Genomic DNA, 26,919 nt, shown 5'->3' with positions numbered 1-26,919 from the left:
AGTGATTTCCCCTTTTTTAAATATCACACTATAATTAAATCGGCAACATAATCTCAACAGTCGTTCCAACTCCAACTTCACTTTCAAAGTTCAATTTACCGTGGTGATCTTTAATGATTTTTTCCGTAACTACTAATCCTAAGCCTGTTCCAGTTTCTTTCGTTGTGTAAAAAGCTTCATTTAGCTTTGGAATTTTATCTTTCGGAATGCCGCATCCCTCATCTATAATTTGAACAATGATCACATCTTCCACTACAACTTTTACAGTAATAGTTCCGCCAACTGACATTGCTTCAATCGCATTTTTAATTAAATTAAAAAATACTTGTTTCAATCGTTTCTCATCACATGTAATTGAAGGTATATCTTTACTATAAATAGCATGCATTTTTATCCCTTGTTCTAAAGCTGGCTTTTCCATAACCCTGATAACATAAGAGATGATTTCTTTAATATTATGAGTTTCGGATTCTACCGATTTAGATTTCTCAAACCCATTTAGTTCTGTAGCAATTGTATAAATTCGCTCTACTTCCTGTCTCATAATTTCACTATAAATCTTATCTTCCGGATATTTTTTCGCTTGCTTATTCACAAGTTTTTTCAATTTTTCTAACGGTCTTCTAATCTTATCGCCAATTACTGTTGCCATTTTTCCAACCATCGCTAATTTTTCTACATTTTGTATTTCTTTGTCCATCATTTCAAGTGTACGAACGTAAGATTGAAATCTTAAAAATATAATCCAACATATAATAACAAACACGCTATATAATGCTATTGGGATAAGAACGATAAAGGATTGAACAACGAATCCCATAAGTGCATATTTTCCAACAATAGTTCCGGCAACTAACCAAAAGTACCTCTTATTCACAAATATCGGTGCAAATAAAATAAAGAATCCTTCTACTATATTCCCGCCATCAAATTCCGCATCACTTCCGTAATAAATAATGAAGTTATTAATAAAATCCAATATATTATAGCCAATTAAAATAATATACTTCACAATATACGGCTTTTTCCATTTCATAAAATAATGTCCTATAAAGAATAATCCAACCATCAAACTATATAGCCATAAACCTAATCCTTCTCCAAAAGCATCTGCTAGTTTTTGATTTTTATCTGATAGAAGGACAATAGCCTTTTCAGCAAAATCATACGCAAAAAATATAACGAAGAATAAGCTTAAAAATATTATTAATGCCTTTATCTCTTCTTTTTCAAATATATTGCCTTTTTCCATATGATAACTCCTTTAACAACACCTCTTAATCTTGTGTCACATTGCGCTCACATTTTTTCGGGAGCAATATTTCTACTCTCGTTCCTTTCTTTACTTCACTAGAAATGTGTAATTCTCCAAGATGCTCTGTCATAATTCGCTCTGCTACCGTAAGACCTAATCCAATTCTATCTTGCTTCGTTGTATAAAAAGCATCCTTAACTCGTCCTAAATTATCCTTTTTTATCCCAAAACCACTATCTACTATACTTACTGTTACATAATCTCTTTTTTTATTTTCAACTTGTATTTTTAATGTTCCGCCATGTTCCATTGCCTCTAAAGCATTTTTAATAACATACAAAAATACTCCTTTTAATTTGCGTTTATCACATTCAATTTCACTTCTATTTTGCTCTTCATTAAAGGTGCAATTTATATTTAACTCATTCATTTTTTCGCGCATATTTTCTACCGCTTGTACTAAAACATCACTTACAATGTGTTTTTCATAAACAGAAGGTTTACATGTAGCAACCTCCATTAATTCACTAATCATATTATTCATATTTTCGATTTCGAGAATCATTTGTTCATATGTTGCATCTTTTTTGTGTTTCTCTTTTTGTAATTGCGTAAACCCTTTTAATGAAGCAAGTGGGTTTTTAATTTCATGTCCGACTGTCGCTGCCATTTTTCCGATAACCGCCAATTTTTGTGACTGACTTGCCTCTACAATACGTCCCTTTACTGCTGAAAGATATTGTAAAAATCGATTTAAAATAATAAATGACACGAAAAGTAACACCATATTTATAACAAGAGACATAAACAGGTTAAGTTCTCCAAATACAAATAGGTATATCATATATTTCCCTATAAGAAATGGCGCTAAGACAAATAAATATCTTTTACTCAAAAAGATCGGTACGAAGAAAATGAAAATATATTCAATTACATTCCCTTCATCAAATGCTATTGTATTATGAAAAGCATACCATCCAATATTAAAAATCTCTGCGATTATGTATGCAAATAAATATGTATATTTAACTAAATATGCTTTTCCTCTCTCAAATAAGTAAACACTAATACCTAATATAGCCATAATATATGCAAGCTTCCATATCACTTTATGCCAATTTCCTAAAGGCATTGTATCTTCTAATATAATCGCGTATGCAACCTCGTATACAATTAAAATAACATGCATTACCCATAAGAAAATCTTAGCGTTTTTCTTTTCTTCTTTAGCTGATAGAAAACTCTCTCCCACTTCAACACCCCTTCAAAAGAATACCATTTATTATAATAAATGATTTTCATAGACAAACAAAGATAAATTGAACAAATGAGGAAAATCAATCCATAGATAATATACTTCTTCAGGCCATATGTAAGCATAAAAACCATGAACAATAATACGTATAATATGGGAGGTGCTTTATATGGATGGTCGTGAAAATAAGAAGACAGAACAGTTACAATCCTTTACGAAAAACAATGAAGGAAAAGAGATGACGACGAATACGGGTGTCAAAATTTCAAATGATGAAAACTCTTTAACCGCCGGCGATCGTGGTCCTACACTTTTAGAAGATTTCCTTATGCGAGAAAAACTCGCTCATTTTGACCGTGAACGAATTCCTGAAAGAGTCGTTCATGCCCGCGGTTACGGAGCACATGGTATTTTTGAGCTATATGATTCTTTAGAAGACTTAACAATGGCTCATTTTTTACAAGACCCATCTAAAAAGACACCTATTTTTATTCGTTTTTCTGAAGTTGCTGGATCAAAAGGTGTAAATGAAACGAACCGAGATGTACGAGGATTCGCTGTTAAGTTTTATACAGAGGAAGGAAATTTCGATTTAGTGGGTAATAACATTCCGATTTTCTTCATTCAAGATGGTATTAAATTTCCGGATCTTATTCATGCTCTTAAACCAGAGCCACATAATGAAATTCCCCAGGGGCAAACAGCACATGATACTTTTTGGGACTTTATCGCCAATAATCAAGAATCAGCTGCGATGATGATGTGGATTATGTCTGATCGTACAATTCCGAGAAGTTTTCGAATGATGCAAGGGTTCGGCGTTCATACATTCCGCTTAGTTAATAAACACGGAAAGTCACGATTCGTAAAATTCCACTGGAAGCCTAAACTTGGCGTTCACTCGTTAATTTGGGATGAAGCTCAAAAACTAGGCGGTGCTGATCCGGATTACCATCGCCGTGATTTATGGGAAAATATTAATGCTGGAAACTACCCTGAGTACGAACTTGGCGTTCAAATTTTAGAAGAAGAGGACGAATTTAAATACGATTTCGATATATTAGATGCAACGAAAATTTGGCCAGAAGAAGACTTCCCTGTTAAAATCATCGGAAAAATGACGTTGAATCGGAACGTCGATAACGTATTTGCGGAAACAGAACAAGTCGCACTGCACCCTGGAAGCATCGTCCGCGGTATCGATTTTACAAATGATCCTCTCTTACAAGGTAGACTCTTTTCTTATACAGATACGCAATTAGCCCGCGTCGGTACAAACTATCAAGAGTTACCGATTAACCGCCCGGTATGTCCTTTTCATAACAATCAAAGAGATGGTGCGTCTAAATATATAATTGATAAAGGAAAAGTCGCTTACCATAATAACTCTTTAGCTAATAACTCTCCCTTTACTGTACCTGGTACGAAAGGCGGTTTCGTTACATATCCTTCTACTGTTTCTGGACATAAAATAAGAGAAACAGCCGCTAGTTTTAAAGACCATTTCTCACAAGCCCGTTTATTTTGGAATAGTATGAGCCACGTCGAAAAAACCCATATTATACAGGCCTTCTCCTTTGAATTAGGCAAAGTAAAAAGTAAATCAGTTCGCCAACAAGTCGTAGATATGATTGGTCATATAAGTACGGAATTAGCTACTTTAGTAGCTGAAGCAGTCGGAGCAACAGTGCCAAATGTTCAAGAATCAAATGTTACAAAATCCTCACCAGCACTAAGTATGGAACATACAACATTCAGCCCAAATACATTACGAGTAGGCGTCATTGTCGCAAACGGATATGACGGTCAAAACGCACAATATATTATAAATCAATTCAAACAAGCCGGTCTTCAGCCCGTTATTATTTCCGAACGATTAGGTTTTGTGCAAGGCTCTCAAAATGTAAAGTGGGAAGTGAATGATACTTTCTTAACAGGATCACCGCTTCTTTATGATGGGCTACTTCTTATTGGTGGAAATATTGATGATCATTTTCTTAACAAAGCAAGTTCTTTTGTCGTAGAATCGTATAATCACTTTAAGCCAATTGGCGCTTTCAAAAATGGAACTACTATTATTCAATCTTTAAACATCGAAGGAAAACCTGGCGTTATAACAGAACAAAACCCTACCTTACTTGCGAATGAATTTATTCAGGCAATGACAAAACAGCGATTTTGGGAAAGAGCCTATTAAAATGTATGAGGAGGATACGTCATGTTCGTTACAGTGGAAAAAGATGTACACATTTTTGTGCAAGATATGAACCCAGGTCCTGACAGTAAAACTGTTTTCTTTGTACACGGCTGGCCTTTAAATCATCAAATGTACCAATATCAATTTAATATCTTACCACAACATGGTTTCCGCTGCATCGCCATGGATATACGAGGAAACGGACAGTCTGATAAACCATGGACCGGTTACACTTATGATCGTTTAGCTGATGATATCGCAATTGTATTAGAAGCACTTCAAATAGAAAATGCTACATTAGTTGGTTTCTCAGTCGGCGGTGCTCTTTCTATTCGATACATGTCACGTTATAACGGTCGCCGTATTTCTAAACTTGCATTAATTGATGCCGTCTCCCCCTCTTTCGTAAAAAACCAACAATCCCCTTACGGCGTACCGAAAGAGCAAGCAGATGCCCTGATTGCTCAAATGTATGCGAATTTACCTAAATTTCTTAATGATGTATCTTTATCATTTTTTAATAGAAACTTAGGAACTGCCACGTTAGAATGGTTTTCTTATCTCGGTATGCAGTCCGCTTCTTATGCTCTCATCAAAATTTTGCAAGCTGCTGCAAACGAAGACGTAACGAAGGACTTAAGTAAAATTAACGTCCCAACAAAAATATTCCACGGTGTTCACGACCAACTCATCCCTTACAAAAGTGCTGAGTTAACAAAAGAACGCATTAAAAACTCTGAGCTATATCCTCTTACAAATAGCGGTCATGGCTCTCCAATCGATCAAGCTGATGAATTGAATAAAGAACTTATTAAATTTATAAACTCATAACAAATTAACAATGCCTCCTCAACAAAAAAGAATTTGCCAAAATGGCAAATTCTTTTTTTAAAATTACCACACAACTTTATCGCAACTTATTTTTCTGAAATTTCAATATATATCTAGATAAAAAAACTCTTAGAAACCTTAAAGAGTTTTTTTACGCATTAAACAAATTATCCAATTATATACTAAATGAAAAATTCACATACTTCTCACAAATCAATTATTAAACCGATTCTATTTTAATTTATACTAAATGTACAAGTAATACTCCCTAAACCTAGCTTGTCTGGTTATCCCGTTAAATACTATGAAAAAAGAACTTGTATCGTATACAAGTTCTTTTTTCGCTTATTTAAATAATATATCCTTACTATATTGCTTTCCGGCGAGTAAGTCATATTGAATAAACTCATATTGCTTTAACATTTCTTTTTGCTTCGCTGTTAAACTTTTTATTGCTTCTCCGTCTTTTCCTATCTTCAATTCATCACGAAGTACGGGAATTTCTTCATATAACTTCGATAAAAATTGATAGAACGGTACCTTATTTAATCCAGCATAATCAAAGACAAGATTTGAAAAATAAATTGGACTTACTAAGCTTAAATTGTCATTTGGTATATCAAAATTTGCATACATTAATAACGGCGTTTGTGCCATCGCTAATCGTTCACTTGGCGTTTTTTCATTTGTTATATAACCAGTCTCTTTATAAAGAGATTTATTTGTTCCTAGTGATGGGAGATGATCGCCAAAGAATACTAGTAATGTAGGTCTATCTAAATTATCTAGTTGCTCTATTAAATATTGAAGAGCTTCATCTGAACGTCTTAAACCTTCTGTATAAGTCTCTAATTCAGCCTTCGATTCTTCATTTTCTAATCCACTAATCTCAATTTGATTTTCGCCAAATCTTCCTTCTGTAAATGGAAAATGATTTTGCATCGTAACTGCATGAATAAAAGTAGGTTGTTTTTGCTTCTCTAATTCAGCTATTATCTCTTTACTCATAGATAAATCACTAATATAATCTCCATCAACTTCTACATTTTCCATCGTATCTTGTGCATTAAACTTATCAAATCCTAACACTTTATATACATCATCACGTTTAAAGAATGAGCGACCGAACGAATGAATAGCGCTTGTGTAATACCCCTCTTTTTTCAGCGCTCGAGGAATAGATGGAACTTCTATCTTACTTGTAACGACTTGCTGATATGGTATAGATCCTGGCTTTAACAAACTCATTGAATAACTCGTTAACGCCTCAAATTCAACGTTCGCAGTATTTCCTCCAAATGTAGGAGAAATAGTTTGTCCACCAGGAAAACTTTCTATATAATGATGCAAATTAGGTAAAGGATCTTCACTAAAGGAAAGATTCGTTAATTTCGTTGGATCCCAAAACGACTCGCTCATTACAAAAATAATATTCGGTTTCTCTTTTTGCTTCTGCGTCCCTATATTGCTACTATATTGTTGCTTTACATCGTTTGCTATTTGAAGCATATTTTCTTTTGAATAATCTTTCGGCTTTTCAATGACTGTCGTATCTAAATTACTTATAAAGCCTAGCACAAAACCATTCGAAGCATAATTTTCATTTTGATTCCACAAAACGAACTCTATACCTGACTTTTGAAACCATTTATTCATAAACGTATTCGTAAAATTACCATACACATATAAAATAAAAACGGATCCTATTATAAATAGAACTCGTACGCCTGCATGAACTTTTACATTTTGAATATACTTCCTCACATACATACCCGCCAAAATACACGCAACAACAATTACAATAACGAGAAGAATATAACCCCAACTAAAATAATCCATCACCATTGGTATAACAGATTGCATATGTCCAATCTGTGTAAAATCAGAAGGATATAGTGGGTCCCCTCTAAAAATAAGCTTTAAATGGTTTACAATACCTAAAATGACTAACGTGCAACTCGTTAAAATAACACTCAGAAAAATTTTCCCTAGCACACTATATACAAAAACATATAGTGCATAAATTACTAGTAAGCTAAATATAAACTGCATATTATAATTGTAAATCCAATTCATCGCTTCTACGAAGTCCATATTAACTTGTAATACAATATAAAATAAAGTTACTACATGAGCTATAAAAAATAATATAAGATACACTCGAAGGGACGATTTAATTATGAACGTCCCTTTTTCATTTGAACGCGCAAAATATAATATTACACCCCATATTAAAATCATCATACTACTTAAAATCAACTTATGATTAAAAATACCTTTAATCATATCTAAATTAAAAAACTTTAAAATCATAAACAGCACAGTTGTTACTAGTAAGGTCACCATGCCACTTAACATGGTAGAAATTAATATATTCCTTCTCGGAAGATGATAAAGTGTGGAACCATACTTCACTTCATTCTCTCCTTTCTATCTATTAATTTCACCCCGCATCTTAAAAATACTTTCTCTAAAAATAACATATAACGTGTATTTCGTCTTCCCGCTTACTTTTACTATAAATATATTTTCTTAATTATCCCTTAATAATCAGTTAAATTTTGGAATTCAAACTATGGAGTATTGAAAAATCAAATTACTACGCTCCACTTTATGATATAATAACTATGTTTTGGAAAGCCTTAATACTATTGGGGTTTTATCATGAAAATAAGAAAGAATTAATAAAAAAGGAGCTGCTCATTTTTGTTAAATAAGTTTAAAAATTTGCCTAAAGCGTTATATGTAATTTTGGCGCTTTCTTTTCTGTTGCATGTTTTTTGTCTAGTAAAACAGCCAGGATTAAATGGAGAGGTAGTCAAAGTAACATATGGTGCATATGATGCGTTCAACTATTCGTTAACAGCTGAACAGCTATTAAAACACGGTGTCTTTGGATATGTTTATATGGAGCCTAGTGAAGTTCCTGGGAAAAATGCATACATCACACCAGGTCAGCCACTATTATTAGCTGGCGCTATGATTATTTCTGATGTTACATCACTTCCTTACTATTACGTGGCAACCGTCATTAATATGATACTGAACCTCGGCACAGTGTTATTAGTATTCTTAATAGGAAAAGAGTTATTTGAAAAGAATATTTATGGAATTGTCGCAAGTATTTTATATGCTATTTATCCAAGTAACTATACATACTTCCGTACGTTATTAACCGAAGTTCCTTCAATATTCTTATTAACGTTAAGTGTATATGTATTTGTTCTCGCATGGAAATATAATAAAGTAAAATTCCATATATGGTTCGGAATTGTCGTTTCCATTTTACTTATGTTCCGTCCAAATCCAGCTCCAATGATGCTCATTCCTGTTCTTGTCGTCTTGTTCACATATGGATTTAAAGACTCAATTCGAATTGGATTATTATGGCTCATTGGCCCATTCTTTATTATCGGTGCCTGGGTTGTTCGTAACTATTTAGCGTTCAATCAATTTATCTTATTCTCAACCCAAGGTGCGGACCCATTAATTGCCGGTGCAGATCCATTTAACAAAATTGGCTATGAAAATGTAGTTAACCAAATGAAAGCCCAGGGCTTAGAGGATAAAAATGCATACGCAAAAGAGTTAATCAAAAATGGATTTAAGACGGACTTTACATATTGGTTCTCGTGGTTCACTGTTGGTAAAACAATTGAATTATTCAAAACAGCTCCTGCTGTAGACCAATACCATATTCATAAATTTATGCAAATGTGTCATAAAGTCTTCATCATAGGCACATTCTTGAGCAGTTTCTGCTGCATGCTAAATTCATTTAAACATAAACGCGTTATGATGCTAGTAGCAAGTTCTGTTATTTACATCATCTTCTCAAACTTATTCTTAGCAATTAATCGCTACGGATTTTTCATTAACCCTCTTATGTGCTTAATTCTTGCATATGGGTTAGTTTACGCTGTGCAGAAGCTTCCATTTTTCCGCACTAACCAAGCATAATAAAAAAGAGGTCGTCCAAAAATGGACGACCTCTTTTTTATTTATCCAACACTTTGAACACGGCCAATTTGTCCATCTTGTAATCGAACTTTAATTCCGTACGTATGTGTTTCTGTATTTGTTAAAATATCTTTCACAACACCACTCACTGTTTTACTATAATCTTTATCTAATTGAATAACTACATGTGAACCAACCGAAATTTGTGATCTTGTCGGTTTCCCATCTTTTGCTTGTGTTGTTTTTTCTTGTTTTTGTGTTCTCTCTTGTTGTGCAGAATGCTGTTGCTGAGCCTTCTGTAGTTCTTCTTGCTTACGTTTTTCTTCTTCTACTCTTTGTTGCTCTTCTTGCTTACGTTTTTCTTCTTCTACTCTTTGTTGCTCTTCTTGCTTACGTTTTTCTTCTTCTACTCTTTGCTGCTCTTCTTGCTTACGTTTCTCTTGCTCTACTCTTTGTTGCTCTTCTTGCTTACGCTTTTCTTCTTCTACTTTTTGCTCCTCTTCTTGCTTACGCTTTTCTTCTTCTACTCTTTGTTGTTCTTCTTGCTTACGTTTTTCTTCCTCTACTCTTTGTTGTTCTTCTTGCTTACGTTTTTCTTCCTCTACTCTTTGTTGTTCTTCTTGCTTGCGCTTTTCTTCAGCCTTCTTATCTTCTTCAATTTTCTTCTCATCTATTTTCTGTTCTTCCGCTGCTTTCAGCTTTTCCTCTTCATCTTTACAAGCTGTTAAAGCAACTACACATAAGCCTGTAAGTAAAAATAATACTAATTTTTTTAACATTAAAAAATCCTCCTATATATACATTACAAATAATGACCTTTAATAGAGTAACAAATATGTATGAACCCCCTTGTCGTAATTTGTCGTATACATTGAATTTCCCATATAACAAAAGAACCTGTCATGTGACAGGTTCTTTTCGTTATTTATTATGAGCGGGAAAAATGATGAAATGATTAGCATGTTTACTATACAAGAGGAAGCATCCATATTTTCCATATGATACTTACGATTACTATAAAGATAAAATCAAAAAAATCTAATCTCGGACCCTTTTTCATAGTCATATCTAACCACATATGAACCAATTTCAATCTTTTATATTTATGAATATTTTTCTTTGCAAATCGGTAAGTAAGCACATGCATGATGTAAATTCCAGTTACGCAAATAATAATAAAATGAGAAATCCAATCACGAAATTCCTCCCTATTTTTGCAGCGTTTTTTCTACTATACGGTTCCTCAACACCCACTCTTCAAACTGAGCACTTCCAAATTCCCAGCTCAAATCACGAGCATGTACAGAAAAAACGTAATAACCGGCATATTCGTCCATAAACATTCCTGCCCCTACATCATCTTTCTGAATACCGTATACTCCAAAATTAAAATACACATCCCACACGTCTTCATGCTTCCTCTTATAAGCAATCGATTCCATATCACATTCAGTTCCGAAATAATCAAGATGTAAATGTACGCTATCATCGTATTCATAATCCATTTTATCACCCCTTATATTTGTACTTCTTTATTCCCTAAAAAATTCCTGCTATCTATACTCACATATGGGCACTTACCTACATATTATGCTTGTAGATTGACTTCTAGGAGGTGTCATATAGTGAAAAAATTAATAACCGTTTTTTGCATCATGTTACTAGCTGTTTTCACATTCGCTTCTTGTAGTAGTACAAAGGAAAGTACGAAAGAACAAGCTCAAAAAATTCGCGTTGGCGAAGTTACCCACTCTCTTTTCTACGCACCATTATATGTTGGAATTGAAAAAGGATTTTTTAAAGATGAAGGTTTAAATATTGACTTACAAACAACAGCTGGCGGAGATAAAACGATGACCGCCCTTTTATCTGGCGGAATTGATATTGCGCTCGTTGGTTCAGAAACGTCTATTTATGTTCATCAACAAGGAGCAAAAGATCCTGTCATTAATTTTGCACAGCTTACACAAACAGATGGCACATTTTTAGTTTCACGTAAAAAATTAAACTCTTTTAATTGGAATGACGTAAAGGGTGTTACGTTTTTAGGACAGCGTAAAGGCGGCATGCCGCAAATGGTTGGAGAATACGTTTTAAAGAAAAATGGCATTGACCCTCGCAAAGATACGAACTTAATTCAAAATATCGAGTTTGCTAATATTGCAAATGCCTTTGCATCTGGTACAGGAGAATTTGTACAGCTCTTTGAACCGACTGCAAGTATACTTGAAAAAGAAGGAAAAGGTTATATCGTCGCGTCTTTCGGAGCTGAATCTGGTACTGTTCCTTATACAACGTTTATGGCAAAAGAAAGTTTCTTAAAGAAAGATAAAGCTGCTGCAGAAAAATTCACGCGCGCACTATATAAAGCGCAGCAATGGGTTGATACACATAGTCCAGAAGAGATTGCAGAGGCCGTTTCACCACTATTTAAAGACACTTCAAAAGACATTTCAGTGAAAGTAATTGAGCGCTACAAAAAACAACACTCTTATGCGACAAATCCATTATTAGATGATGCAGAATGGAAACAGCTCCAAACGATTATGAAAGAATCTGGTGAATTACAAAAAGAAGTTCCACATGAAGCGCTCGTCAATACAAAAATTGCTGAAAGCGTCATTAAGAAATAGAGGCGAAATATATGAGTTTTTTACAAATACGTAACGTTTCTCACTGCTTTTTTGCAAAAGAAAATGCCAAACTTATTCTTGAAGATATGAGTTTGCACGTAGAAGAAGGGGAATTCATTTCAATCCTTGGCCCAAGTGGTTGCGGAAAAACAACGCTCCTCTCCATCATCGCAGGGCTACTTGATCCAATTGAAGGTATCGTATTTTTAGATGGTGAACCGATTACAACTAAGACCCCATCTATGGGCTATATGCTCCAGCAGGATTACTTGTTTCCGTGGAAAACAATTGAAGAAAATATTATGCTCGGACTTCATATTCGAAAGATTTATGATGAAAATACGAAAGAACATACATTAAAGCTTTTACAACAAGTCGGCCTATATGATATAGAACAGCAATACCCACGTGAACTATCTGGCGGTATGCGCCAACGCGCTGCACTCGTTCGAACATTAGCGACCGATCCAAAAATTTTATTGCTAGATGAACCATTTTCCGCACTTGATTATCAAACAAAATTAAAACTAGAAGATCTCGTCTTCACATTACTACGTAACTATAAGAAAACATCCCTACTTGTGACACATGATATTGAAGAAGCAATTGCGATGAGTGATCGTATTTATTTGCTGCAGGCGAACCCTGGGAAAATTGCAAAAACGTTCATTGTCCCAGAAAGTATCCGTTCCTTATCGCCGTTAGAAGCACGCCACCACCATGACTTCCCATCCCTCTTCCAAGAAATATGGAAGGAGTTGGAGCGACTTGGATAATATAAAACAACTACATGAACAGTTTCGGAAAAAAGAAAGACAACATGCATGGTTAGCTCGCTCTTTACAACTTGTACTTCTTGTTCTTTTCTTTGCACTATGGGAAATAGCTAGTAAAAAAGAATGGATTGATCCTTTACTCTTTAGCTCTCCTTCAAGTATTTGGGATCTCTTTTTAACGAAATGGATTGACGGTTCACTTTGGATTCACATATGGACGACATTACTTGAAACAGGAGTAGGCTTCATTCTCGGAACTGTACTCGGAGCTATTATTGCTACTCTCCTTTGGTGGATGCCACTTTTGGCCCGCGTACTTGATCCTTATCTCGTCGTCCTAAATGCAATGCCAAAAGTTGCACTCGGTCCAATCATCATTGTTATTTTCGGTCCAAATATTTCATCCTCTATCGCAATGGGGGTAATCATCTCCATCATCATTACCATTCTCGTTATTTACAGCGCATTTCAAGAAGTCGATTCCAACTATATTAAGGTCATGGACACATTTGGCGCAAATAAATGGCAATGCTATAAACACGTTATTCTCCCTTCATCTTTCCCTGCAATTATTTCAACGTTAAAAGTGAATGTTGGCTTATCATGGGTCGGTGTTATTTTCGGGGAACTCCTCGTTTCTAAACAAGGACTTGGCTATTTAATTAGCTACGGATTCCAAGTCTTTAACTTCACACTCGTCTTACTCAGTGTATTGCTCACTTGCGTCCTCGCAACTCTTATGTATGTATTTGTCGAGGCATTTGAAAAACTTCTTATTGGAAAACGAAAAAAAAGCTGACTTAGAGCGATACGCTAGAGTCAGCTTCTTTCTGTTACCTTTTGTCACACATTTTTGAATCATCTGTAACATTCCCATTAGCAACCGTAACTGTATGGAAACAATCTTTCACACGCACCGTAACGACATTATCTTTTCGATCAATAATATGATAATCATTAAACTCTTTATTTAATGCACTACGAATTTGCTCCCCTTCAAAAATCGGAAAACCGTGAGACATTACCCAAATGAGACCAGCAACAGCAAGAATCGTTTTCATACGTTTCATTACCTCCTCGAGAGTAAACTTATAGCCCCTATACTATGCGCATTATAATTGTGTCTAATTTGTGACGTTTTTATACTAATTCTCTTTTAATGATTCAGTTCCTTCTTCTTTTTTAAAAAAAGACAGAATTTTCAATTTTATGAACGTGAAAAAACGCAAAGAACGGAACACCCTCGCGTTTTCATTTGATCAATCAAAAATATATCGAACATAACTCCAATTTTATCGACTTACCAACAAATAATTACCACTAAACTATGACTGCTCTATATCCCTTGAAATATCATATAATCCCGCTAACACTTCCGCTCTCATTTTTACAAGCTCGGGGAATTGATAGAAGAAGGCAATTTTTTTATATTTTAATTCTGTTCCTTCTTTCATCTTTTTTGAATCTTGTAAAATAAACGCTGTAAATGTATCCGCAATATCCTCTGCTACATTTGTCGTCCCATACAGTGAAACAAACTCACCCTGCTTTTCCTTAAAAAATTCAATTTGAGCTTCTTCGCTTTCTTCCACTTTCTTTTCTGTCCACTCCTGATCAATTGGTTTCCAGAACAAATTATAAAATTGATTTATATAAGAGCTCTCCTTCGCACATCCTTCTTGTAAGAAAAGAGATTTACATTTATTTTGGTATGATGAAATATCTTTATCTTCTTCAAAAGCCTTTAAGTATTTTTCATTTACTGGTATTTGTTTATGTCCCAGCGTCAATACGTGAGCCGTCTCATGTATTAATGTTTTCATCACTTGATCGATATTTACTGCAGAATCAAGCGTATCTAAACTAATAGTCCACTCTTTCGGATACTCCATACTCGGCATAACATGAGCTACAATTCCATCGTATCCATCTGTTACCATATCAAACTCTTTTATGTCAGTGCGATACTTAGCTGGAATAAGAGTACTGTACATATCCCATAACGATTCATGATACCCTCTATCTTGACGTTGCTTTAATACTTCTTCTTTCGCGTCCTTATCCTCCGCAAAAACCTTATTCAATCGTTTGCGATCTAGTTTATCGAAATAAGGATCTACAATTTCATCACCATCAATATAATAAGAAGCTAAAAAGAAATAATTTTCATCATCCTCTTTTTTCATTTCCGCTTCTTTCATATCATTACTTGAATGTCCTTCTAAATCATAATCCTCTAGTACTTCAAGTTCTGAAAGTCCATCTATCTTTTTATATACTTTTTGAAGCGTCTCATCACCTATTTGTGTGCATTCTTCTGTCGTTTCGCACACATCTTTTTTCTCTCTTTTCGCAGTTTGCTCCGCCATATCACATCCAGCTACTAAGCCAATTGAAAGTATAAAACAAACTAATTTCCCATACAGTTCTTTCATATGAACCTCCGTCGTTACAGTCTACAAAAATATGATAATCATTTTTTCACAAATATGCGATAATAAATTTCACTTTATCAGCAATTTTTCGAATTTATCGGCGATAACTCCACTTTTATCGGCGATTTTTAAAATTTATCAGCGATAACTCCACTTTTATCAGCGATTCGACAAAGAATATCGACTTACCGACAAAAACTGACAATAATAAAAGGAGGCTGTTGTTCAAAAGCGCCTCCTTTTATTATTCATATACTGTAAACTGCGGTTTGCTCGGATGATCCATAACTAGTGCATCGTCTGGAAATTTTGAGACTTTTTGATAAAGGACAAGGTCACCGATGCAACCTGCTGTTAGTAAAATACCTAAAAATGAGAGAGTCGGAAAATTCATAGCTAATCCAATTATAATTGGTAAAATTCCAGTTGGTACAAGTGGCAACATTAACACTTTCTTCATATGCTTTACTGTAATTGGTTTTTTAGCATGAGCGTATGCAATACCTAATTTCAAATTGACGCCCCATTTCAACTCACTCCATGGAACTCCTCCGATATACCTAAACCCTATTAAATGTAATGCCTCATGAATACATACGAGAACAATCATTGCAATTACAAAAAGAAACATTATCGGTAAAGTAATTTCGATTTGAAATTCTTCAGAAAGCAGTGTATGTAAATAGCTAATTCCAATCATCACAGGGATCATTATAATAAACACATATACATTTAATTTGAACATAGAAACAGAAACAGTCGTTTCTTTTCTTTTATCCATCTTTTCCCCTCCTAAAACGTAAATATGCCTTTACAAAATTGTATAATATTACCAAAATAAATGTGAAGATATATTTACATTTATTTTGAACACAAAAAAAGAAACCGGCCACTTTACTTCGTAAAACAGCCGATTTCTTCTATATGTTTCATCGTACGCGCTAATACATCATCGCGCATAATAAAGCTAAATTTTCTATCAGTTTTAATATTATCAGGAATGTTTTTTAATAAAACAGACCCTTTCGTTTCTTCGTAATGCGTATGTTGCTCTACCGCACTAATTGTTGCAAAATAAATGTTTTTAATGATTATTTTGTCTTTTCCGGATACTTTGTATTGCCCTAAGTAAGTTAAATCAGAAACTATGCCGCCGGTTTCCTCATGAACTTCTCGAACTGCCGCTTCTTCCGGTGTTTCCCCGAGTTCTACTTTACCACCTGGAAATTCAAGACCACGGCGTAAATGATGCGTTAATAACCATTGATCCCCGTACCGGCATACAACCCAAACATGCTTTGGCTCAGGAGAAAATGGGTAACGTTCAAACGATAATTGTACAGTGTTGTGGTAATAATCTTTAAATTTGTACATGCCATTACTCCCCTATTGATGATTACAAGTTTTTCCTACCACAAATTGTAGCATATTCTCGCTTTTCTGCATAATATTATCCAATTACAATCCATTGATTATTCCCATTTGCGCGACTAATTCTTTCGTTTCATGATTCCCTAGATCATAAATCATTTTATATGCTTTTTGTAGTTGTTCATCATATCGATCATTATTCGAATCATGATGATACTCAACGAATGGAACGTGGGAGCGTACATACGAACCTAAGTCCTCTTCATACGCTTGATCAAAATACTCTCTTAACTCCGTAATCTCTTCGTCATTTGCATAAATTTCAAAATTATACGTATCCGCCGTCTTCACTTGTGAAATTTGACCATTTCCAACTGATATATAATATGTTTTTTTATTCTCCATGTAACACCCTTCTTTCATCCTTTTAATTTCTATTGTTTTCATCAATTACAAAATTATGTAAAATAAAGAAAAGGAGGGGTTTTATGCTTAAAATAGTAATTATCGGTATTATAATCGTCCTAGTCGTACTAGTACTCTCCGTTATGACGATTAATAAAGGCTATTCTTACAAACATTCCGTTGATAAACCCGAAGATAATCCGTATGCAAAAAATAATAAGGAGGACTCATAGTATGCTTCGTATACTTCGCATCATTATCGCACTCACTGTAATAATTATGTCAGCAATTGGGCTCTATACAGGTCAAAATAACTTTCTACCACTTTCACAATTTCTATTAGGGGCCTTAATGTTTCTCATCGCTATTGAGCAAATAAAAAAGAAGGATTCAGGAACCGGTTTTATTTTTATTGTTGCTGGTGCTTTCATCTGGCTTGTTCTCATCATTACCTACATAAAATAGAAGGAGGGTCCTTTATGTTAAAAGGATTTCGAATTACTTTTTCACTTATCGCTTTATCTATAGCAATCTATAGTTTTATCAGCGGCAACAGAGACATTATGCCTTACATGTTCATTTTCTTAGGTTTGATGACTTTCACTATAGGTCTAGAAGAAATAAAGAAACAGAGACAATCTAGTGGCACACTTGCTTTCATAGCTGGCGCTGGTGCTTTACTGCTTGGATTTTCAGAAATATTTCGTTAAATAGTCTATTTAAAAGGAGGTATACAATGCTAACTGGATTACGGATTTTTCTTATGCTTTTCATGCTTCTCGGAATCTCTCTTTGCACTTACTCTCTTATTACCGATAATTTCACACTTCTTCCATACATGCAATTTATTCTCAGTTGTTCCTTTATTCTTCTAGGAATTAATGAACTGAAATCCGGACGGAAATCAATGAGTATTCCATATTTTTTCGTTTCCAGTCTTATATTCTTCTTTTTAATATCGAACTACTTTCGCTACATGTAAAATAAAATTTCGACCCATGTAGCATTTATAAGCACTTAATAAAATAGAGGATACTTTTGAAAAAAGGGGGAGATTTGTATGCTAAAAACATTTCGCATTATATCCGCTCTTATCGTCATCGCTCTCGCTCTATCCGGAATGTTTACAAACTCACTTGTTACGATGCCCTATATGCTTATTGCCTTATCTATTATGACTTTCATCATGAGCGCAGAAGAAAAACAGAAACAAAATAAAGTAAATAGTACAATCTCTTTCTTTTCTGGCGTCTTTACTTTAATTATTGTCATTCTTATTCTTGTCTCTCGATAACAATACTTCTACTAAGGAGGATTTCATGTTAAAAAACTTTCGAATTATAATAGCTACTATCGCTCTTATTCTCGCTCTACTTAACCTCTTTGCAAACTTCTCTATGCTTTTACCATTCGTATTTATCCTTTTAAGTATTATGTTTATCCTTTTTGGAATTGATGAAATAAAACAACAGCAAAAAGCAAAAGCATTTGTTTATTTTCTCGGTTCTGCCTTTATTTTATATGTTGGGGTGTCTAGTATACTTTCATAAAAAGAAGAGCAAGTTTTCTCTTAACAAAATAAAAAAACTGCCCTTTCACAGGCAGTTTTTTCCTTCTATCCAAACACTTTCTCAAGTTCATCTTTATCTTGGCTTAACCAGAAGTTCATTAAGCGTTTTGCTCCTTCTAAGTCGTGAAGCTTCGCTTGGCCACACTGTGTTTCATTTGCAGCTGGAATTTCTATAATTTGAACCGCGTCTTTTAATGTTAGTTCTAATAAATCAATAATTTCTCGAACTGTCGGTGTTCCGCTTACTACAAGATAATATCCTGTTTGGCAACCCATCGGTGAAATATCTATAATGTCAAAATGCGGATAACGATCAATATATTTACGTAAATTAAATGCTAATAAATGTTCTAACGTATGAATAACATCTGGTTTCATTGCTTGTTTATTCGGTTGGCAAAAACGAATATCAAATTTATTTACAATACCGTCACTACCTACATTGTGAACTCCGCAATGTCTTACATAAGGTGCCTTTACAATCGTATGATCTAATTCAAAGCTTTCTACTGATGGCATACAACATCTCTCCCGCTTTTAATTTAATTCCGTTATATCCAATATGATATAACGGAAATCAACATTAGTAAAGTATTATGTACAGTCGTGCTATAATACTTTAAGACTATGCTGAAAAGGAGACCATTATGAAACAGATTTTTATTGGGATTATACGCTTTTATCAAAAGTTCATTTCTCCGATGACACCACCAACTTGCCGCTTTCATCCAACTTGTTCTCATTACGGATTAGAGGCGTTTCAAAAACATGGTGCACTCAAAGGCTTTTGGCTTACTTGTAAGCGTATATTAAAATGTCACCCTTTCCACCCAGGAGGATTTGATCCTGTCCCAGATAAAAAGGATGACAATATACATTCTTAATTTTCGTAACCATTCACAACTAAATCTAATTTTCCTGTGTCAGGATCTATAACAAGACCGTGAACAGGTACTTCTTCCGGAAGTAACGGATGGTTGCGAAGTATTGACACACTATGTTCTACACTTTCTTCTACACTAGAGAACCCTTGTAAAAATCTTTCTAAATCGATTCCAGAATAACGAAGTGTATCTAATTTCTCTTCTGTTACGCCGCGCTCTTTCATTTTCTCAATTGTACTGCTTGCTTGCATTTTAGCCATACCGCAATCATGGTGGCCAACTACACATACTTCTTCAGCACCAAGTTCATATACAGCAACTAAAATACTACGCATAATACTTCCGAATGGATGAGAAATAACAGCGCCTGCTACTTTAATAATTTTTACATCACCGTTACGCATATTCATCGCTTTCGGTAATAGTTCAACAAGACGAGTATCCATACAAGAGATAATTACCATTTTTTTATTTGGAAATTTTCCTGTTTCATACTCTTCATATTTTTTCTCTTCAACGAATTTTTCATTGTATTGTAAAATCTCTTCTAATGACTTCATAGTAAAAACCCTCTTTTCTCTCATTTACATTACATATGTAGTGTACCAAAATTTAAAAAACTCAAAAAGGATATTGCTTTATAGTAAAAATAGGATATTTTCAGATAATCGACATAATTCTTTCAAAATATACACACACCTTTGTAACAAGTCTCACATAATTTAAACGTATTTTCACTATAAACTGATTGTAGATAATGTAAAAAAGGAGTGAATATTTATTATGTCCGACGTTCTGTTACTGAGTCGTTTTCAATTTGCAACTACTATTTTTTATCACTTTTTATTTGTACCTTTGACAATCGGACTTGTTATTTTAGTAGCATGTATGGAAACTCAATACGCCCGCACATTGAATCCAACATACCGCAAAATGGCAAATTTCTGGGGTAAATTATTTACAATTAACTTCGTAATGGGGATTATAACCGGGATTACGATGGAATTCCAATTTGGAACAAACTGGTCTGAGTACTCCAAATATATGGGAGATATTTTCGGATCACCTCTCGCAATCGAAGCACTCGTTGCATTCTTCTTAGAATCTACTTTCATGGGAATATGGTTATTCGGTAAAGACAAAATCTCACCAAAATTCCGTGCTTTCTGTATGTGGATGGTTGCACTTGGAACAAATATTTCTGCCCTTTGGATTATTACAGCAAACGGCTTTATGCAAAATCCTGTTGGCTACGTAGTACGTAACGGCCGCGCTGAATTAAATGACTTCTGGGCTCTTGTTACAAATCCATACGCATGGAATATGTTCTTCCACACTGTAATTAGTTGTTATATTGTCGGTGCTTTCTTCGTTATGGCAATTAGTGCATATCACTTACTACGTAAAAATGAAGTGGAATTCTTCAAAAAATCATTTAAGTTTGGTTTAATGTTAGGGTTATTCGCAGCAACTATTACACCTTTTATGGGACATCAATCCGGTGTATCAGCAGCTAAGTATCAACCAGCAAAAGGAGCTGCAATGGAAGCTGTTTGGGAAACTGGAAAAGGACAGGGCTTCTCAATCATTCAAATTCCTGATGTGAAAAATGAAAAGAACTTTGAACTACTTACAATTCCAAAACTCGGAAGTTTCTTCTATACAAACTCATTTGATGGAGAAATTGTTGGTTTAAAAGATATTCCGAAAGAAGATCGTCCAAATGTTAACCTCGTGTACTATAGCTTCCGCTTAATGGTTGCACTTGGCATGTTCTTTATGGCATTAACTTGGTTCGGTTTCTATTTAAACCGAAAAGGAAAACTAGAAAACTCAAAACGTTATTTAAAAATTACAATGTGGTCTGTCTTACTTCCTTATATTGCAATTAACGCTGGTTGGATTGTTGCTGAAGTAGGTCGTCAACCGTGGACAGTTTATAAACTAATGCGTACAGCAGAATCTGTGTCACCTATATCAGTTCCACAAATTTGGTTCTCATTAATTAGTTTAATATTGTTCTACACTCTACTCTTAATTGCAGACGTATACTTAATGCTGAAGTTCGCGAAAAAAGGACCAGCTGCATTAGAAGAACCTGCTACTGAAGGAGGTACAGCTCATGTCTCATGATATGCTTGCAGTCATCTGGTTCGGTTTATGGGGCGTAATTTGGACAGTTTACTTCATTCTTGATGGCTACGCACTCGGTAACGGGATGATTTTCCCATTCGTTGCGAAAGACCGACAAGAACGAAATCAATTACAAGAAGCTATTGGCCCGTTCTGGGGTGGTAATGAAGTATGGTTAATTACAGCTGGTGGCGCAACATTCGCTGCCTTCCCAATCACATATGCAAATATGTTTAGTTACCTGTATACGCCACTATTTTTAGTATTACTTGCACTATTTGCTCGTGCCGCTGGACTTGAATTTATGCATAAAGACGATTCACCAATTTGGCAAAAAACTTGTAAATGGGCATTTACAATTGGTAGTTTCCTAATCGCCTTTTTATTCGGTGTTACATTCGCTAACCTGTATTACGGGCTGCAAATCGGAAAAGATGGTTATGAAGGAACTTTACTTAGCTTACTAAACCATTATGGTATTTTAGGTGGTCTTTTCTTCACTGCTATATTCGTCGTATCTGGTGCCCTTTGGATTATGATTAAAACAACTGGCGAAGTATCTGATCGTGCTTATAAAATCGCAAGACCATTTTCGATGGCAGCTGCTATCATTTTAGCTATCTTCTATGTCGCAACTGCAAATCGTACAAATTTATTTCAAAACTTCACGGAATATCCTGTACTATTCATTCTTCCAGTACTTGCAATGTTAATGAGTGTACTCGCACTTATTATGGTGTACAAACATAAAATCGGCCTTGCATTCACATTCGTTTGCTTAACAATCGCAATGTTTATGACAACTGGTTTTGCAGGTATGTTCCCGAGAATGTTACCATCACGTATTAACGACGCATACAGTACAACGTTATATAACGCAGCCGGTAGTGAATTAAACTTAAAAATTATGTTCTTCGTTGCAATCGTCATGGTACCAATCGTTATTGGATATCAGCTTTGGAGCTACAGCATATTTAAAAATAAAATTCATAAAGACTCTGCTAAAGGGTATCACTAAAATGAAAAAGACACTTCGAGCGAAGTGTCTTTTTTCTTATACGTATGATTTTCGATAAGATGTTACATTTCTAATCTAACAACTATGATAAAGAAGAATCACTAACAGCTCACAACTAAATTGTATCACAGAGCAAACACATCACTTTATGCAATTTTACATATAAAATTATAACGTAGATTGAATTACTTGATCATACACATCGTTATCCGTTACATCTGCCGTACTAATACCACTGAATGTCCTCACATTTAGTCCCGTATTTGAAGATCCTGATCCGTTATAAGCTTTCGTTTTTTCAATCGGATGTACGTTATATTTATCACCTAAGTTGATTGTCCCGTTACAGTTCTCAATAATAACCCCTTCAACAATAGCTGGCATTTTATCACCTACTTTCATTTCGTTACTTTCATTTTATGAAAACTGCCTAAAAAAATAGCATGTTTCAATAAGAAAAAGCACTCAAAAGAGTGCTTTTTCTCTAAGCATGAATGGCAATTTTAGAGACAGTTGACTTTTTCAAAAATTTATTAGGGGTAATATTTTGAAAAAGAAAGCCTTTCATATTTAACTTAACACCACTGGAATATATAGTAAATTGATAATATTTATACGGAAGATTTCTAATCTTTAGTATAGATAGTTTCCACTATACCAACAGTAAAAACTATCTATACTAAACAACAAAAAGTTGCCTTCAAAGAAGACAACTTTCATACTTTTCATAAAAAGACACTCCGCAGAGTGCCTCTTCAACCACTTCACTTTTCATATACCGCCTTGAATGCATTTTATCATACCTATCCATATTATCTTCAAGAAAATTCCAAATCTTTATTTTTATTATTAATAACTTCAAAATCATGTAGTATTAAGGTTGCAATAAAAACATTATAAAAATTGAGGTGTACTATATTTATGTATTTCGGAATTATTCCTCTTATATTATTTATTATTTTTCTTATCTCTTACTTAAAGGATCCACGAAAAATAATAAACGGCTTTTTATTTAATGCCTTTTTCTGTTTTTTCCTTCTTTTTTGTATGCTTGCAGCTTATGACTCAGGTAATGCTAATCTATACTACATCATGTTTTTACCTATTTTAGCACTTATCATTATGATTCCTTTCGGTATTGTTGCTTTAATGTTTGGGTTATTTCTTAACGCAAGAATTTTAATGAAACGAGAAGGAAGACGTTTCACTAACTGTTTAACACTCATTGCTGCTTTAGGGATTTTATTCTTGATGTTACTCCCTATTATAAATCCAGCAAGTTTATTCTCATCACATTTAAGGCCTATTTTCGCTGGTATTTCTCTTATAACTTTATATTTCTTTATACACTTATCTAACTTCTTAACCGCTTATTTTTTATACCAATTCAACAGACCAAGACGTAATCAAGATTTCATCATCGTTCTTGGTAGCGGCTTAATTAATGATAAAGTACCGCCTTTACTTGCAAGTCGTATTAATAAAGCAATCGACTTTTATTGGAAACAAGCTGCTGTGAATACACCACCAACAATCATTTTCTCTGGTGGACAAGGTCCGGATGAAGGCCTTCCAGAAGCAGAAGCGATGCAAAAGTACGCTGTTGAAAAAGGAATTCCTCTTGAACATACAGTGCAAGAAAATCGCTCTGTAAACACATATCAAAATATGTCGTTCTCTAAAGAAATTATGGATTCTTTAAAGCCTGAAGATAAGTATAGAAGTATTTTTACAACGAACAATTTCCACCTTTTCCGTGCTGGTATATATGCAAGACAAGCTGGTCTTAATAGCCAAGGAATTGGATCCAAAACTGCGTTTTATTACTGGCCTAACGCAATGATTCGTGAATATGTTGCGATTGTCGTAATGGGACGTAAACGTCATATGAAAGTTTGCGGAGCTATTTTAGGATTCGCTTTATTCCTATCCGTGCTTAGTTTTATAATTTCTTAATAGCCTCCCATCCTTTGAAAGGATGGGATTTCTTATACTCATTTCAAAAATATTTTAAAGGTAATATGGTGATAATATTCCCTGCATACATCCATTAAAGGAGAATTTTTTCAAATTAAATGTTAAAATGAAATTTAGGTGTGAATTACGTAACAAATAAGAAACTAGTTTGAAACGAGGAAATTACATGGAGAAAATTATCAAAAACAAGCCCAATAAGCTAAAAATCGCTTCAAAAGCTTTGATGATTATTATTGGAGCACTTATCACAGCGTACGGATTAGAAGCTGTATTAATTCCAAACAACGTATCCGACGGTGGTGTAACTGGTTTAAGCATCGTTAGTTCAAGATTATTTGGATTACCATTAGGACTTCTAATCGCAGTCGTTAACATCCCTTTCGTTTGGTTAGGATATAAACAAATCGGTAAAAGCTTTGCGCTTTACTCAATTATCGGGATTGCTTCGTTAGCAGTAGGTACCGTTCTCATGCACGGAGTACCAACAATTATTGAAGGCGATACGCTTTTAATTACTGTTGTTGGTGGTATTATTATCGGTTTCGGTATGGGACTCGCATTACGTAACGGCGGGGCATTAGATGGAATCGATATGCTAGCCGTATTACTTTCTAGAAAGTTACCATTTGGAACAAGTGACCTTATTTTATTCTTAAATATGTTTGTCTTTATTTTTGTTTCAACAGTATTTGGTCTTCAAGGAGCTATCCTTTCGGCGATTGCTTACTTTATCGCTTCTAAAGTGATTCATATCGTTGAAGTTGGTTTAAGTGGTTCGAAAACATTTAAAATCATCACAAAAGAACCTGAACTAATGGTTGAAACAATTCGTGATCGTTTAGGCCGAAGCGCGACATACAATGAAGTTTACGGCGGTTATTCAAGAGAGAAATTTAAAGAAATCTCTTGTGTAATTAACCGTTTAGAAGAAAGTAAAATGAAAGACCTTATTAATGAAATCGATCCTAATGCCTTTATTACAGTTTATGACGTAGCAGAAGTAAAAGGCGGTAATTTCAAGAAACGTGATATTCATTAATCCTTATGAAAAAAGAGGCTGTACCAAAATTTTGGCACAGCCTCTTCTTATTATTAAGTTACTATCGTTGTCAGTTTTTGTCGGTAAGTCGATATATTCTAATAATCGCTGATATATTTGGAGTTGCGGTCGATATATTTCAATAATCACCGATATAATTTTACTCCCCCCATCTTCCTCCTCTTTTAATCCAATCTACATACTTTTGAAAGGCGTTCACTTCATGTTGAAAGCGAAGCGGAATATACAGAAAAAGAGTACATGTACATATTATCCATAGAATACCTACTATAAAGTGAAACTATAATCAGTGGGGGTTTTGTTCATCCCCACTGATTAAAGTTTCACTTTATCTTCTCTTCGAAATTTTCCCTGAACCGCCAACCCTTGTTTTCGGGGGAGACGTATTCTTTGGTGGCGTTTTAATAGATGATTTCGGCTTCACATCAGATCCGCTCGAGCCACCTGGATTTTTCGTGATTTTCCCTTTGCTTCCGGTAGAAGGCGGAGGCGTCTTGTTACTTCCTTTTTCCGTAATACTTCCTTTATCACCTACAGATGATTTCGGATCTACATTATCGCCTCGCTTAATAATAGATCCTTTCCCTTCCTTCGTAATTGGAGGCGGGATTTTCTTTTCTTCTTTCGTAGGTGGTCTTTCCGGGATAACCGGTTTATGATTTTGTCTGTCATTATATCCGCGATAATCACCGTATGATGATTTTCTTGAACCGAATATATCGTTTAATATACTCCCCATAATATATCCTTGTAAGAAGGATGGTTGGTAATTTTGACGGACAAATTCTTCATTACTTATTTCAATTAACGTATCAGATGGTTTCTCTTTATCCTTTTGTAAATTATACATTTTATCAGAATAAACGAGGAACATTTGATTTTCGTCTTCTTTAGATGCTTGTTTCGGTTTCCTTTCGGCTATAAGTTCCTTTGCAACTTCAGGAACTGACCGATTGGCGGCCCTATACACGTAAGATTCTTGTTTACCATCCTTTGCGACAGACTCTAGTGGATAACGGTCCTGAATTGACTTCGCCTGACCACTTTGACAGCCCGATAAAGCATAACCGGCAATAACAAGTAATGTAACGATAGCAAGTATAGGGATTACGAACGATTTAATCATGGTAAACAATCGGTTTGACATGATTACGCCCCC

The 26,919-nt window shown here is 34.6% G+C and carries 31 protein-coding genes; 16 read left to right on the top strand and 15 right to left on the bottom strand.

What is annotated here, in order from left to right:
* Positions 1 to 34 precede the first annotated feature (34 nt).
* Positions 35 to 1,252 (bottom strand): ATP-binding protein, encoded by a 1,218-nt coding sequence (locus MKX77_RS00605; protein ID WP_341305545.1) that lies wholly within the window; start codon positions 1,250 to 1,252, stop codon positions 35 to 37.
* A gap of 25 nt (positions 1,253 to 1,277) precedes the next feature.
* A complete protein-coding gene (locus MKX77_RS00600; protein ID WP_341305544.1) occupies positions 1,278 to 2,507 on the bottom strand; it encodes an ATP-binding protein in 1,230 nt (409 codons plus the stop codon).
* 172 nt (positions 2,508 to 2,679) lie between these two features.
* Between MKX77_RS00600 and MKX77_RS00595 the strand changes: the two genes are divergently transcribed.
* Complete coding sequence (locus MKX77_RS00595) at positions 2,680 to 4,707, top strand: catalase (RefSeq protein WP_341305543.1); 2,028 nt, start codon at positions 2,680 to 2,682, stop codon at positions 4,705 to 4,707.
* A 21-nt stretch (positions 4,708 to 4,728) separates the two neighbouring features.
* On the top strand, positions 4,729 to 5,538 hold the full coding sequence (locus tag MKX77_RS00590; protein ID WP_341305542.1) for an alpha/beta fold hydrolase: 810 nt from the start codon (positions 4,729 to 4,731) through the stop codon (positions 5,536 to 5,538).
* A 345-nt stretch (positions 5,539 to 5,883) separates the two neighbouring features.
* Here MKX77_RS00590 and MKX77_RS00585 read toward each other — a convergent pair whose 3' ends face one another.
* Positions 5,884 to 7,953 (bottom strand): LTA synthase family protein, encoded by a 2,070-nt coding sequence (locus MKX77_RS00585; protein WP_341305541.1) that lies wholly within the window; start codon positions 7,951 to 7,953, stop codon positions 5,884 to 5,886.
* Between the two features lie 291 nt (positions 7,954 to 8,244).
* On the opposite strand from MKX77_RS00585, the gene MKX77_RS00580 reads away from it, so the two are divergent.
* Positions 8,245 to 9,498, top strand: a complete 1,254-nt coding sequence (locus tag MKX77_RS00580) for a glycosyltransferase family 39 protein (protein ID WP_215554504.1) — start codon at positions 8,245 to 8,247, stop codon at positions 9,496 to 9,498.
* A gap of 41 nt (positions 9,499 to 9,539) precedes the next feature.
* Here MKX77_RS00580 and MKX77_RS00575 read toward each other — a convergent pair whose 3' ends face one another.
* The 3 genes from MKX77_RS00575 to MKX77_RS00565 all read right to left on the bottom strand — a co-directional run bounded on the left by MKX77_RS00575 (position 9,540) and on the right by MKX77_RS00565 (position 11,003).
* Positions 9,540 to 10,277, bottom strand: coding sequence for a YwbE family protein (locus tag MKX77_RS00575; protein ID WP_341305540.1), 738 nt, complete (start codon positions 10,275 to 10,277; stop codon positions 9,540 to 9,542).
* Positions 10,278 to 10,465: 188 nt separating this feature from the next.
* Entirely contained in the window at positions 10,466 to 10,645 is a 180-nt protein-coding gene (locus MKX77_RS00570) for a hypothetical protein (protein ID WP_445819098.1), read from the bottom strand.
* A gap of 61 nt (positions 10,646 to 10,706) precedes the next feature.
* Positions 10,707 to 11,003, bottom strand: coding sequence for a DUF3986 family protein (locus tag MKX77_RS00565; protein WP_341305539.1), 297 nt, complete (start codon positions 11,001 to 11,003; stop codon positions 10,707 to 10,709).
* A 120-nt stretch (positions 11,004 to 11,123) separates the two neighbouring features.
* On the opposite strand from MKX77_RS00565, the gene MKX77_RS00560 reads away from it, so the two are divergent.
* The 3 genes from MKX77_RS00560 to MKX77_RS00550 are packed head-to-tail and all read left to right on the top strand — an operon-like array spanning position 11,124 to position 13,706.
* The gene (locus tag MKX77_RS00560; protein WP_341305538.1) at positions 11,124 to 12,131 is read left to right on the top strand and encodes an ABC transporter substrate-binding protein; all 1,008 of its coding nucleotides are present in this window, start codon (positions 11,124 to 11,126) and stop codon (positions 12,129 to 12,131) included.
* An 11-nt stretch (positions 12,132 to 12,142) separates the two neighbouring features.
* Positions 12,143 to 12,907, top strand: coding sequence for an ABC transporter ATP-binding protein (locus MKX77_RS00555; protein WP_215554511.1), 765 nt, complete (start codon positions 12,143 to 12,145; stop codon positions 12,905 to 12,907).
* Positions 12,900 to 13,706 carry an ABC transporter permease gene (locus MKX77_RS00550; protein WP_131232038.1) on the top strand — a complete coding sequence of 269 codons (807 nt, stop codon included), beginning with the start codon at positions 12,900 to 12,902 and terminating at the stop codon, positions 13,704 to 13,706. Before MKX77_RS00555 ends, MKX77_RS00550 begins: the two co-directional genes overlap by 8 nt.
* Before the next feature lie 34 nt (positions 13,707 to 13,740).
* Here the strand turns inward: MKX77_RS00550 and MKX77_RS00545 are convergent, their stop codons facing one another.
* The 5 genes from MKX77_RS00545 to MKX77_RS00525 all read right to left on the bottom strand — a co-directional run bounded on the left by MKX77_RS00545 (position 13,741) and on the right by MKX77_RS00525 (position 17,118).
* Positions 13,741 to 13,968 (bottom strand): hypothetical protein, encoded by a 228-nt coding sequence (locus MKX77_RS00545; RefSeq protein WP_002089142.1) that lies wholly within the window; start codon positions 13,966 to 13,968, stop codon positions 13,741 to 13,743.
* Between the two features lie 264 nt (positions 13,969 to 14,232).
* Complete coding sequence (locus MKX77_RS00540; protein ID WP_341305537.1) at positions 14,233 to 15,342, bottom strand: recombinase family protein; 1,110 nt, start codon at positions 15,340 to 15,342, stop codon at positions 14,233 to 14,235.
* 244 nt (positions 15,343 to 15,586) lie between these two features.
* Entirely contained in the window at positions 15,587 to 16,123 is a 537-nt protein-coding gene (locus MKX77_RS00535; RefSeq protein ID WP_341305536.1) for a DUF3267 domain-containing protein, read from the bottom strand.
* A 113-nt stretch (positions 16,124 to 16,236) separates the two neighbouring features.
* The gene (mutTA, locus tag MKX77_RS00530) at positions 16,237 to 16,716 is read right to left on the bottom strand and encodes an antimutator 8-oxo-(dGTP/GTP)ase (protein ID WP_000276388.1); all 480 of its coding nucleotides are present in this window, start codon (positions 16,714 to 16,716) and stop codon (positions 16,237 to 16,239) included.
* 84 nt (positions 16,717 to 16,800) lie between these two features.
* The gene (locus MKX77_RS00525) at positions 16,801 to 17,118 is read right to left on the bottom strand and encodes a hypothetical protein (protein ID WP_002089150.1); all 318 of its coding nucleotides are present in this window, start codon (positions 17,116 to 17,118) and stop codon (positions 16,801 to 16,803) included.
* Positions 17,119 to 17,201: 83 nt separating this feature from the next.
* On the opposite strand from MKX77_RS00525, the gene ytzI reads away from it, so the two are divergent.
* The 5 genes from ytzI to MKX77_RS00500 all read left to right on the top strand — a co-directional run bounded on the left by ytzI (position 17,202) and on the right by MKX77_RS00500 (position 18,668).
* Positions 17,202 to 17,351 carry a YtzI protein gene (ytzI, locus tag MKX77_RS00520; RefSeq protein ID WP_215554515.1) on the top strand — a complete coding sequence of 50 codons (150 nt, stop codon included), beginning with the start codon at positions 17,202 to 17,204 and terminating at the stop codon, positions 17,349 to 17,351.
* 1 nt (position 17,352) lies between these two features.
* Positions 17,353 to 17,583 (top strand): DUF3953 domain-containing protein, encoded by a 231-nt coding sequence (locus MKX77_RS00515; RefSeq protein ID WP_341305535.1) that lies wholly within the window; start codon positions 17,353 to 17,355, stop codon positions 17,581 to 17,583.
* Between the two features lie 14 nt (positions 17,584 to 17,597).
* On the top strand, positions 17,598 to 17,828 hold the full coding sequence (locus tag MKX77_RS00510) for a YczI family protein (protein ID WP_341305534.1): 231 nt from the start codon (positions 17,598 to 17,600) through the stop codon (positions 17,826 to 17,828).
* A 350-nt stretch (positions 17,829 to 18,178) separates the two neighbouring features.
* Positions 18,179 to 18,412: a hypothetical protein gene (locus MKX77_RS00505; protein WP_215554518.1), complete on the top strand. Its 234-nt coding sequence runs from the start codon at positions 18,179 to 18,181 to the stop codon at positions 18,410 to 18,412.
* Between the two features lie 25 nt (positions 18,413 to 18,437).
* Positions 18,438 to 18,668, top strand: a complete 231-nt coding sequence (locus tag MKX77_RS00500; RefSeq protein WP_002112459.1) for a YczI family protein — start codon at positions 18,438 to 18,440, stop codon at positions 18,666 to 18,668.
* A gap of 65 nt (positions 18,669 to 18,733) precedes the next feature.
* Here MKX77_RS00500 and luxS read toward each other — a convergent pair whose 3' ends face one another.
* Positions 18,734 to 19,207 carry an S-ribosylhomocysteine lyase LuxS gene (luxS, locus tag MKX77_RS00495; protein ID WP_193648300.1) on the bottom strand — a complete coding sequence of 158 codons (474 nt, stop codon included), beginning with the start codon at positions 19,205 to 19,207 and terminating at the stop codon, positions 18,734 to 18,736.
* 128 nt (positions 19,208 to 19,335) lie between these two features.
* On the opposite strand from luxS, the gene yidD reads away from it, so the two are divergent.
* Positions 19,336 to 19,572 carry a membrane protein insertion efficiency factor YidD gene (gene yidD, locus MKX77_RS00490; RefSeq protein WP_341305533.1) on the top strand — a complete coding sequence of 79 codons (237 nt, stop codon included), beginning with the start codon at positions 19,336 to 19,338 and terminating at the stop codon, positions 19,570 to 19,572.
* Here yidD and MKX77_RS00485 read toward each other — a convergent pair.
* Positions 19,569 to 20,132, bottom strand: coding sequence for a beta-class carbonic anhydrase (locus MKX77_RS00485; protein WP_341305532.1), 564 nt, complete (start codon positions 20,130 to 20,132; stop codon positions 19,569 to 19,571). The two genes, yidD and MKX77_RS00485, sit on opposite strands and share 4 nt — an antisense overlap.
* 223 nt (positions 20,133 to 20,355) lie before the next feature.
* On the opposite strand from MKX77_RS00485, the gene cydA reads away from it, so the two are divergent.
* Both cydA and cydB read left to right on the top strand, forming a co-directional pair.
* Positions 20,356 to 21,705, top strand: a complete 1,350-nt coding sequence (gene cydA, locus MKX77_RS00480; protein WP_341305531.1) for a cytochrome ubiquinol oxidase subunit I — start codon at positions 20,356 to 20,358, stop codon at positions 21,703 to 21,705.
* Positions 21,695 to 22,723, top strand: coding sequence for a cytochrome d ubiquinol oxidase subunit II (cydB, locus tag MKX77_RS00475; RefSeq protein ID WP_193657390.1), 1,029 nt, complete (start codon positions 21,695 to 21,697; stop codon positions 22,721 to 22,723). Before cydA ends, cydB begins: the two co-directional genes overlap by 11 nt.
* 168 nt (positions 22,724 to 22,891) lie before the next feature.
* On the opposite strand, the gene MKX77_RS00470 is transcribed toward cydB, so the two are convergent.
* The gene (locus MKX77_RS00470) at positions 22,892 to 23,125 is read right to left on the bottom strand and encodes a spore germination protein (RefSeq protein WP_002015747.1); all 234 of its coding nucleotides are present in this window, start codon (positions 23,123 to 23,125) and stop codon (positions 22,892 to 22,894) included.
* Between the two features lie 519 nt (positions 23,126 to 23,644).
* Here MKX77_RS00470 and MKX77_RS00465 point away from each other — a divergent pair.
* Positions 23,645 to 24,679 carry a YdcF family protein gene (locus tag MKX77_RS00465; protein WP_215554524.1) on the top strand — a complete coding sequence of 345 codons (1,035 nt, stop codon included), beginning with the start codon at positions 23,645 to 23,647 and terminating at the stop codon, positions 24,677 to 24,679.
* 187 nt (positions 24,680 to 24,866) lie between these two features.
* Positions 24,867 to 25,739 (top strand): YitT family protein, encoded by an 873-nt coding sequence (locus MKX77_RS00460; protein WP_341305530.1) that lies wholly within the window; start codon positions 24,867 to 24,869, stop codon positions 25,737 to 25,739.
* 349 nt (positions 25,740 to 26,088) lie between these two features.
* Here MKX77_RS00460 and MKX77_RS00455 read toward each other — a convergent pair whose 3' ends face one another.
* The gene (locus MKX77_RS00455) at positions 26,089 to 26,907 is read right to left on the bottom strand and encodes a DUF4247 domain-containing protein (protein ID WP_341305529.1); all 819 of its coding nucleotides are present in this window, start codon (positions 26,905 to 26,907) and stop codon (positions 26,089 to 26,091) included.
* Between the last annotated feature and the right edge of the window lie 12 nt (positions 26,908 to 26,919).

Source organism: Bacillus sp. FSL R9-9410, assembly GCF_038050385.1.
GTDB classification, from domain to species: Bacteria; Bacillota; Bacilli; order Bacillales; family Bacillaceae_G; genus Bacillus_A; species Bacillus_A cereus_U.
Note: the sequence above shows the minus strand (reverse complement) of the source record. Positions and strands in the feature narration are given on the sequence as shown.